This is a genomic window from Pseudomonas sp. SJZ074, from assembly GCF_007828215.1.
Taxonomy (GTDB): Bacteria; Pseudomonadota; Gammaproteobacteria; order Pseudomonadales; family Pseudomonadaceae; genus Aquipseudomonas.
This window is the reverse complement of sequence record NZ_VIUE01000028.1, coordinates 69,523-77,786: the sequence shown is the minus strand read 5'-3', so window position 1 is coordinate 77,786 and position 8,264 is coordinate 69,523. Positions and strand designations below refer to the sequence as shown.

Annotated in this window: 7 protein-coding genes and 4 tRNA genes; 3 read left to right on the top strand and 8 right to left on the bottom strand. The window is 59.9% G+C overall.

What is annotated here, in order from left to right:
* Window positions 1-149: 149 nt before the first annotated feature.
* The 4 genes from FBX99_RS23695 to FBX99_RS23680 all read right to left on the bottom strand — a co-directional run bounded on the left by FBX99_RS23695 (window position 150) and on the right by FBX99_RS23680 (window position 662).
* Window positions 150-226, bottom strand: a tRNA-Asp gene (locus FBX99_RS23695).
* A gap of 17 nt (window positions 227-243) precedes the next feature.
* A tRNA-Val gene (locus FBX99_RS23690) sits at window positions 244-319 on the bottom strand.
* 171 nt (window positions 320-490) lie between these two features.
* Window positions 491-567: transfer RNA gene (locus tag FBX99_RS23685), tRNA-Asp, on the bottom strand.
* A gap of 19 nt (window positions 568-586) precedes the next feature.
* Window positions 587-662 (bottom strand) — tRNA-Val (locus FBX99_RS23680).
* Between the two features lie 160 nt (window positions 663-822).
* Between FBX99_RS23680 and rdgC the strand changes: the two genes are divergently transcribed.
* From rdgC to sugE, 3 genes are all read left to right on the top strand, one after another.
* Complete coding sequence (rdgC, locus tag FBX99_RS23675; RefSeq protein ID WP_145133104.1) at window positions 823-1,743, top strand: recombination-associated protein RdgC; 921 nt, start codon at window positions 823-825, stop codon at window positions 1,741-1,743.
* 146 nt (window positions 1,744-1,889) lie between these two features.
* Entirely contained in the window at window positions 1,890-2,858 is a 969-nt protein-coding gene (locus tag FBX99_RS23670; RefSeq protein ID WP_144930898.1) for a bile acid:sodium symporter family protein, read from the top strand.
* Between the two features lie 118 nt (window positions 2,859-2,976).
* A complete protein-coding gene (gene sugE / locus FBX99_RS23665) occupies window positions 2,977-3,291 on the top strand; it encodes a quaternary ammonium compound efflux SMR transporter SugE (RefSeq protein ID WP_041022709.1) in 315 nt (104 codons plus the stop codon).
* Window positions 3,292-3,429: 138 nt separating this feature from the next.
* On the opposite strand, the gene FBX99_RS23660 is transcribed toward sugE, so the two are convergent.
* From FBX99_RS23660 to FBX99_RS23645, 4 genes are all read right to left on the bottom strand, one after another.
* Window positions 3,430-5,304: an MFS transporter gene (locus tag FBX99_RS23660; protein WP_145133102.1), complete on the bottom strand. Its 1,875-nt coding sequence runs from the start codon at window positions 5,302-5,304 to the stop codon at window positions 3,430-3,432.
* Window positions 5,305-5,404: 100 nt separating this feature from the next.
* Window positions 5,405-6,553 carry a TDT family transporter gene (locus FBX99_RS23655; protein ID WP_145133100.1) on the bottom strand — a complete coding sequence of 383 codons (1,149 nt, stop codon included), beginning with the start codon at window positions 6,551-6,553 and terminating at the stop codon, window positions 5,405-5,407.
* 104 nt (window positions 6,554-6,657) lie between these two features.
* On the bottom strand, window positions 6,658-6,969 hold the full coding sequence (locus tag FBX99_RS23650) for a cupin (protein WP_144930902.1): 312 nt from the start codon (window positions 6,967-6,969) through the stop codon (window positions 6,658-6,660).
* A 68-nt stretch (window positions 6,970-7,037) separates the two neighbouring features.
* Entirely contained in the window at window positions 7,038-8,231 is a 1,194-nt protein-coding gene (locus FBX99_RS23645; RefSeq protein ID WP_145133098.1) for an MFS transporter, read from the bottom strand.
* Window positions 8,232-8,264: the final 33 nt, after the last annotated feature.

The following is an 8,264-nucleotide window of genomic DNA, read 5'->3' as shown; positions in this document are numbered from 1 at the left end:
CAAGGCCAGGGCGGCCGAGGACAGTGAAGATTTCCAAAACTCGGTATCCGGTAGATCGTAAGGCCGCTCCGCTTAAGTGAACAGCATTACGCTCAATGAGCGGGCTTTTTGCTGGTGATCTGGCGTTCAGTATTCCAGATCATCGAATATGGCGCAGCGGACGGGACTCGAACCCGCGACCCCCGGCGTGACAGGCCGGTATTCTAACCGACTGAACTACCGCTGCGCGTAACACTGAAAGCTTGGTGGGTGATGACGGGATCGAACCGCCGACATTCTGCTTGTAAGGCAGACGCTCTCCCGGCTGAGCTAATCACCCTGCACTTTCGATGCGGGGCGCATTCTCTCACAATTTTTTGTAATGTGCTGATTTAATTAGCAAAATCAGAAAAAATGATGAGCGCGCACCACAGCATCGCAAATAGCAAAAAGCCCGCATCAGCGGGCTTTCTGGTGGTCATCTGGCGTTCAGTGTTCCAGATACCGAATATGGCGCAGCGGACGGGACTCGAACCCGCGACCCCCGGCGTGACAGGCCGGTATTCTAACCGACTGAACTACCGCTGCGCGTAACACTTGAAACGAATGGTGGGTGATGACGGGATCGAACCGCCGACATTCTGCTTGTAAGGCAGACGCTCTCCCGGCTGAGCTAATCACCCTTCGCTTTCGGTGTGGCGCGCATTCTACGGAGCGTCCTCCAAGCTGGCAAGCACTTTTTAAATTAATTTTCTCAGGTCTTCCAAAGGCTTAGCGAAGGGTTGGCCTATGGTCCCGCGAAGAGAATAATGCGCTCCTTTGTATAAAGGAGAGACTCACCCCATGTGGTTCAAAAACCTGCTTATCTATCGCCTGACCCAAGATCTGCCTTTTGATGCCGAGGCGTTGGAAACTGCACTGGCCAGCAAACTGGCGCGTCCATGTGCAAGCCAGGAGTTGACCACTTACGGTTTCATCGCGCCGTTCGGCAAAGGCGAAGACGCTCCCCTGGTGCATGTCAGCCAGGATTTCCTGTTGATCGCCGCACGCAAGGAAGAACGCATCCTGCCTGGCAGCGTCGTACGCGATGCCGTGAAGGAAAAGGTCGAAGAGATCGAAGCCGAACAAATGCGCAAGGTCTATAAAAAGGAACGGGACCAGATCAAGGATGAAATCATCCAGGCGTTCCTGCCGCGCGCATTCGTTCGTCGCTCCTCCACCTTCGCTGCCATCGCACCGAAACAGGGGCTGATCCTGGTCAACTCCGCCAGCCCGAAACGCGCCGAAGACCTGCTTTCCACCCTGCGCGAAGTCATCGGCTCGCTGCCGGTGCGTCCGCTGACGGTCAAGACCGCACCGACCGCCATCATGACCGACTGGGTCAAGACCCAGAAAGCCGCGGATGACTTCTTCGTGCTGGACGAATGCGAACTGCGCGACACCCATGAAGACGGTGGCATCGTGCGCTGCAAGCGCCAGGACCTGACCAGCGACGAAATCCAGCTGCACCTCAACACCGGCAAGGTGGTGACGCAGTTGTCGCTGGCCTGGCAGGACAAGCTGTCTTTCGTTCTCGACGACAAGATGGTGGTCAAGCGCCTTAAGTTCGAAGATCTGTTGCAGGACCAGGCGGAGCAGGACGGTGGCGATGAAGCCCTCGGCCAATTGGACGCCAGCTTCACGCTGATGATGTTGACCTTCGGCGAATTCCTGCCGGCGCTGGTTGAAGCGTTGGGTGGGGAAGAGACGCCGCAGGGGATTTAACGGCTGGTGATATCCACTGTGGGAGCGGGCTTGCTCGCGAAAGCGGTGTACCAGTTAACGATTACGTCGACTGATACACCGCTTTCGCGAGCAAGCCCGCTCCCACAATTGTTTGTGTGTTTCATTTTGATAACAAGGATCTGGCCATGCGCGCATTGGCAGCACTGAGCCGCTTTGTCGGCAATACCTTCGCTTACTGGGTACTGATCTTCGCGGTGGTGGCGTTCCTGCTGCCGGCCTGGTTCATCGGCTTGAAAGGCGCCATCGTGCCGCTGCTCGGGCTGGTGATGTTCGGCATGGGCCTGACCCTCAAGCTCGAAGACTTCGCCGAAGTCGCCCGTCATCCATGGCGCGTGGCCCTGGGGGTGGTCGCGCATTTCGTGATCATGCCCGGTGTGGCGTGGTTGCTCTGCCAGGCGTTCCACCTGCCGCCGGAAATCGCCGTCGGCGTGATCCTGGTGGGTTGCTGCCCGAGCGGCACCTCGTCGAACGTCATGACCTGGTTGGCCCGAGGCGACCTGGCCCTGTCGGTCGCCATCGCCGCCGTCACCACCCTGCTCGCGCCGCTGCTCACGCCCGCTCTGATCTGGCTGCTGGCCTCGGCCTGGTTGCCGGTGTCGTTCATGGAGCTGTTCTGGTCGATCCTGCAAGTGGTGCTGTTGCCGATCGTCCTGGGCGTGGTTGCGCAACGACTGCTGGGGGACAAGGTTCGTCACGCGGTGGAAGTGTTGCCGCTGGTGTCGGTGGTGAGCATCGTCATCATCGTCACCGCTGTCGTCGCCGCCAGCCAGGCGAAAATCGCCGAGTCGGGTCTGTTGATCATGGCGGTAGTGATGTTGCACAACAGCTTCGGTTTCCTGCTGGGCTACTTCACCGGCCACCTGTTCAAGCTGCCGCTGGCCCAGCGTAAATCCCTGGCGCTGGAAGTCGGCATGCAGAACTCCGGCCTGGGTGCTGCCCTGGCGAGTGCGCACTTTTCGCCGCTGGCGGCGGTGCCCAGTGCGTTGTTCAGCGTCTGGCACAACATCTCCGGAGCACTGCTCTCGACCTACTTCCGCCGCATGAGCGAAAAGCAGGACCGCGAGACGCTCGCCAGCCAACAGACGGCGGACTGAGGCAGACTTGATCGAGTGCCCGATCATGGGCACTCTATCTCGCCAGTGCGGGGACGACCCCGCAGCTTGTATCAACTTCTAATCCGGGGACGACCCCATCCATTCATGGAGGTGCGTAATGTCCTGGATCATTCTGTTTTTTGCCGGCCTGTTCGAAGTCGGCTGGGCCGTCGGCCTGAAATACACCGACGGTTTCAGCCGCCCGCTCCCTACCGCGTTGACGATTGCCGCCATGGCGATCAGCCTCGGCCTGCTCGGCCTTGCGATGAAGGAACTGCCACTGGGTACCGCCTATGCGATCTGGACCGGGGTCGGCGCCGTGGGCACGGTGATCGCCGGGATCATTCTGTTTGGTGAGTCGATGGCGCTGGTTCGGTTGGTCAGTGTGGCGTTGATCGTAGCGGGGCTGATCGGGCTTAAAGTCAGCGCCTAGGCCACTACCGCTATCGTCGGATCGCCGCCCGGAGCAGGCTCGCTCCCACAGGGGTCTGCGGTGCACTGAGATTCTGTGCCTTGGCACAAACCTGTGGGAGCGGGCTTGCTCGCGAAACATCGAGAGGCCGCAGCCTCTCTATCTGACCGTCCCGCGCAACTCACCCACCACCGCTTGCAGCTTGACCGGCTCAGCCATTTCCACCGCCACCGCGGGACCTGCCACCAGGGTCACCCGCGACCAGAACCGCCGGAACAACCCCTTGGCCGGATCGCGGCTGAAGAAACTGCCCCACAAGCCCTGCAGCGCGAGAGGAATCACCGGCACCGGGGTTTCCTGGAGGATGCGCGTCAAGCCGCTCTTGAACTCATTGATCTCACCGTCGGCGGTCAGTTTTCCTTCAGGGAAGATGCACACCAACTCACCTTCCGCGAGGTACTGGGCGATGCGCCTGAAGGCCTTTTCGTAGATGTGAATATCTTCCTGGCGCCCGGCAATCGGAATGGTTCCGGCAGTACGGAAGATAAAATTCAGCACCGGCAGATTGTAGATCTTGTAGTACATCACGAAGCGAATCGGCCGACGCACCGCGCCGCCAATCAGCAACGCGTCGACGAAGGAAACGTGATTGCAGACCAACAGCGCGGCACCTTCATCGGGAATCGCGTCCAGATTGCGGTGCTCCACGCGGTACATGGAATGGCTCAACAGCCAGATCATGAAACGCATGGTGAATTCGGGGACGATCTTGAAGATGTAGGCATTGACGCCGATGTTCAGCAGCGACACCACCAGGAACAGTTGCGGGATCGACAGCTTGGCCAGGCTCAGCAACACGATGGACACAATGGCCGAGACCACCATGAACAAGGCGTTGAGAATGTTGTTGGCGGCAATCACCCGTGCCCGCTCGTTTTCGGCGGTGCGCGACTGGATCAGCGCGTACAGCGGCACGATGTAGAAACCGCCAAACACACCGAGGCCCAGGATGTCGACCAACACCAGCCAGGCATGGCCGAAGCCGAGCAGCTCGAGCCAACCGTGGCCGTCGACACTGTCGGGGATTCCACCGGAATGCCACCACAACAGCAACCCGAACACTGTCAGGCCGAACGAACCGAACGGCACCAGGCCGATCTCGACCTTGCGTCCTGACAGTTTCTCGCAGAGCAACGAACCCAGGGCGATCCCCACCGAAAACACCGTCAGGATCAAGGTCACCACGGTTTCATCGCCGTACATCCAGTCTTTGGCATAAGCCGGGATCTGCGTCAGGTAAATCGCCCCGACAAACCAGAACCAGGAGTTGCCGACGATGGAGCGGGACACCGCGGGGGTTTGCCCCAGGCCGAGTTTCAGGGTGGCCCAGGACTGGCTGAAGATGTTCCAGTCCAGGCGCATTTGCGGCGAAGCGGCCGCCGCCCGGGGAATGCCGCGGCTGGCCAGGTAACCGAGCACGGCAATGCCGATAATCGCGCTCGACACCACCGGTGCATAGTGGGCCGAAGACATCATGACCCCGGCACTGATGGTACCGGCGAGGATCGCCAGGAACGTGCCCATCTCTACCAGGCCGTTGCCGCCGACCAGTTCATCCTCACGCAGCGCTTGCGGCAGGATCGAATATTTGACCGGACCGAACAGCGCCGAATGGGTGCCCATGGCGAAAAGCGCCACCAGCATCAGCGACAGATGATCAAACAGAAAGCCCACGGCGCCGACGGCCATGATGACGATTTCGCCAAGCTTGATCAGACGAATCAACGCATCCTTGGCGAATTTTTCCCCGAACTGCCCCGCCAGCGCCGAAAACAGAAAGAACGGCAGGATGAACAGCAGCGCGCACAGGTTGACCCAGATCGAACGATCACCCTCGATGGTCAGCCGGTAGAGAATGGCGAGGATCAGCGACTGCTTGAACACATTGTCGTTGAAGGCCCCGAGGGATTGCGTGATGAAAAACGGCAGGAAACGCCGCCGACGAAGCAAGGTGAACTGCGAAGGGTGACTCATCTTCCATGTTCCTGAGTGGCGTGGTCGCTTATTGGAATAACGTTTTTTTATCCAGGCCACACATTAACCTACGGCACGTCGCTTGGGAGCCGCCGGGCAATTATTTCGCCAGCCCGGCAATGCACGGCGACACGAACAACTCACCGTGCCAGGCACCCGCCACCGTGCGCCAGCCGACGATCAGCCACAGCATCACCAGCATTGCCACCAGCAGGCAACCGAACAGCGTGAAAAATCCCAGGCCCAACAGGCTCGCCAGCTTCAGCGTCGTCAATGCGTACACGCCCAAAGGGAAGGTAAAGCCCCACCAGCCGAGGTTGAACGGGATGCCTTCGCGCAAGTAGCGCGCCGTGATCAGCAGCGCCATCAGCATCCACCAGAACCCAAAACCCCATAGCGTGACGCCGGCCACCAGCCCCAGCCCGGCGGCGATTTCACCGACGCCAGGCAAACCGTTGGCGGCAAAAATCATCGGGGCGTCGCTGCCCAGCACCAGCATGCCCAGGGCCCCCGTGCCGATTGGCCCCAGCGCCAGCCAGCTCGAGGCCGCCATGTTTTCGTGGGGCAGTTTGTGCAAGGCCATGCGCAGCAGCAGAATTGTCAGAATGCTGAACGCCACCGGCAGGGAAAAGGCCCAGAGCACATAGCTGGTAACCAACATGACCAGTTGCGAATGGACGCCTGCCAGGTGCGGCGCCAAGAGCCCGCCGCTGGCGGCTGCGACTTCTGCGGCAACCACCGGCAACAGCCACACCGCGCTCATCTGGTCGATCCGATGCTCCTGCCGGGTGAACATCAGGAATGGGATCAACACGCCGCAGGCCAGGGACATCGCCACATCGACCCACCACAACGCCTCGGCCAGCGGCACCACGGCGTCTCCCCAGCGCGGCAGGCCAAATACCAGGAGTCCGTTGATGATGGTCGCCAGGCCCATGGGAATGGTGCCGAAGAACATCGAGACCGTTGAATGGCCGAAAATCCGCCGCGCCTCATCGAAGAACAACACCCAACGGGCTGCGTACAACCCGCTGAACAACACAAACAGCATGATGTTGAACAACCATAACCCTTCACCCGCGACATGCAGGCCATGCAGACTGCCCGGCCATTGCGCCAGGGCCAGGGCCAGTACACCGGTGCCCATGGTCGCGGCGAACCAGTTAGGCGTGAATTGGCGAATGGCTTCTAACGGCCTGGGCAAGTGGCTCAGTGGGCGCAAACGGTTTGTTGCAGGGCAGCGTGTCATGACGAACTCCAGTCCCCGATTGAGGTGGAGCCATCTTAGAGCCGGATCGAATATCGATATAACGGGTAATTTCTCTATATGTTATCTGTTTTACAGATGATCAATCAGACACTGCCTTCGCTTTCGATCACCAGGATTCTCGCCGCTCCCTGGGGCTTGGCCACATGTTCGGTCCCGACCGATGCATAGAAAATGTCACCCACTCCCAGCAAAGTGTCCTTCTCGACCCCCTCCTCCCGATAGCACATCTGCACGAGCCCATCGAGCACCACGAAGACTTCCTGACCATCGTTGACGTGCCATTTGTACGGCTGATCGGTCCAGTGCAAGCGCGTGGTAATGCCGTTCATGTTGGCGATATCCAATGCGGCCCAGGCACGGTCGCCAGTGAAAGATTTGCTGCGAATAATCTTCAAGGGAAATCACCCGAGATAAATGGCGAAACGCCAAGGCTAACTCAATTCAATCGTTTGCATTCAACGTATCAAGGTCGAACGCCACTGCCTGCCGGCTTGGCGGTCTGACGCAACAGCTCCAGCAACGCTGCGGTCGCCAACAGGATCAGCACCAGGCCATAACCATCGGTTGTCGGGATCAACCCGAACACCCGCGTCAGGTTCCCGGCCAGCAGTGACGGCAAGCTGAACGCCAGGTAACTGAGCACATAGAATGCCGACATTAAACCGGCCCGCTCATGGGGTAAGGCCAGCGGCATGATGCTGCGTAGCGCGCCAAGGAAACCCGCGCCGAAACCGCTGCCAGTGACCAGCGTGCCGATGAAGAACAACGGCAGGCTCCCCCTATGCGCGGCGAGCAGCACCAGCGCGAGCCCGGTTATCAATAAGCTGGCGGCAAGACGCAACATTTTCTCCGCGCTTTGGTTGCGCAGCGTGTAGATGGACAAGGCCCCGGTGAGCGTCAAGGCTGCCACCAATGCACCGCCAATCAGGTTGGATGTCGATCCGGTCGCAGCCCGCACCAGGGATGGCGCCAACGACAGATAGAAACCGCCCACCGCCCAGGCCGCCAGGTTCAACGGCAACACCAGCCACAGGGCCCGTCGCGCCTGCGGCGGCACATGCAGCGTTGGACGCAGGGACTGCCAGGCACCAGGTTGCGGGCTGACACTTTCCTCAAGGCGCCAGAGATAAATGGCCTGGGCCAGGAACAGACCCAGCAATAGCCAATAGGTCAGTTGCAGGGGCAACGGCGCAAACTCTGCCAGCAAGCCACACCCCAGCGCCCCACAGGCCATTCCCAGCAAGGGCGCGACACTGGTGATCAGCGGGCCTTGTTGACGATCGAAGTCCAGCAGCGCGGCCCCCAGTACACTGGTGGCCATGCCCGTGGCGAAGCCCTGGATCAACCGGGCCCCGATCAGCCAAGCGATGCTGTCGGCATTGATAAACAGCAGCATCGCCAGCATGTTGAGCACCAGCGCCACGAAGATCACCGGTTTGCGTCCCAGGTAATCCGACAACGACCCCACGGTCAGCAAGGCCGCCAACAGACTGAAGGCGTACACGCCGAAGATCAGCGTGAGGATCGCCGGGGAAAACTGCATGTATTCCTGATAGAGGTGATACAACGGCGTTGGCGCGCTGGAGGCGGCGAGGAAACCGAGCAAGGTGATTGCCAGGAAGATCAGGCTGGCAGCGGTCGAAGCTGGACGGGACATGGGCACACTCCGCAGAAGCTGTTCGCAAAATAT

Coding starts and splice junctions, on each gene's coding strand:
- FBX99_RS23660 (WP_145133102.1), bottom strand. CDS start 5,304: ATGAGTCACCCTTCGCAGTTCACCTTGCTTCGTCGGCGGCGTTTCCTG.
- FBX99_RS23655 (WP_145133100.1), bottom strand. CDS start 6,553: ATGACACGCTGCCCTGCAACAAACCGTTTGCGCCCACTGAGCCACTTG.
- sugE (WP_041022709.1), top strand. CDS start 2,977: ATGTCCTGGATCATTCTGTTTTTTGCCGGCCTGTTCGAAGTCGGCTGG.
- FBX99_RS23645 (WP_145133098.1), bottom strand. CDS start 8,231: ATGTCCCGTCCAGCTTCGACCGCTGCCAGCCTGATCTTCCTGGCAATC.
- FBX99_RS23670 (WP_144930898.1), top strand. CDS start 1,890: ATGCGCGCATTGGCAGCACTGAGCCGCTTTGTCGGCAATACCTTCGCT.
- rdgC (WP_145133104.1), top strand. CDS start 823: ATGTGGTTCAAAAACCTGCTTATCTATCGCCTGACCCAAGATCTGCCT.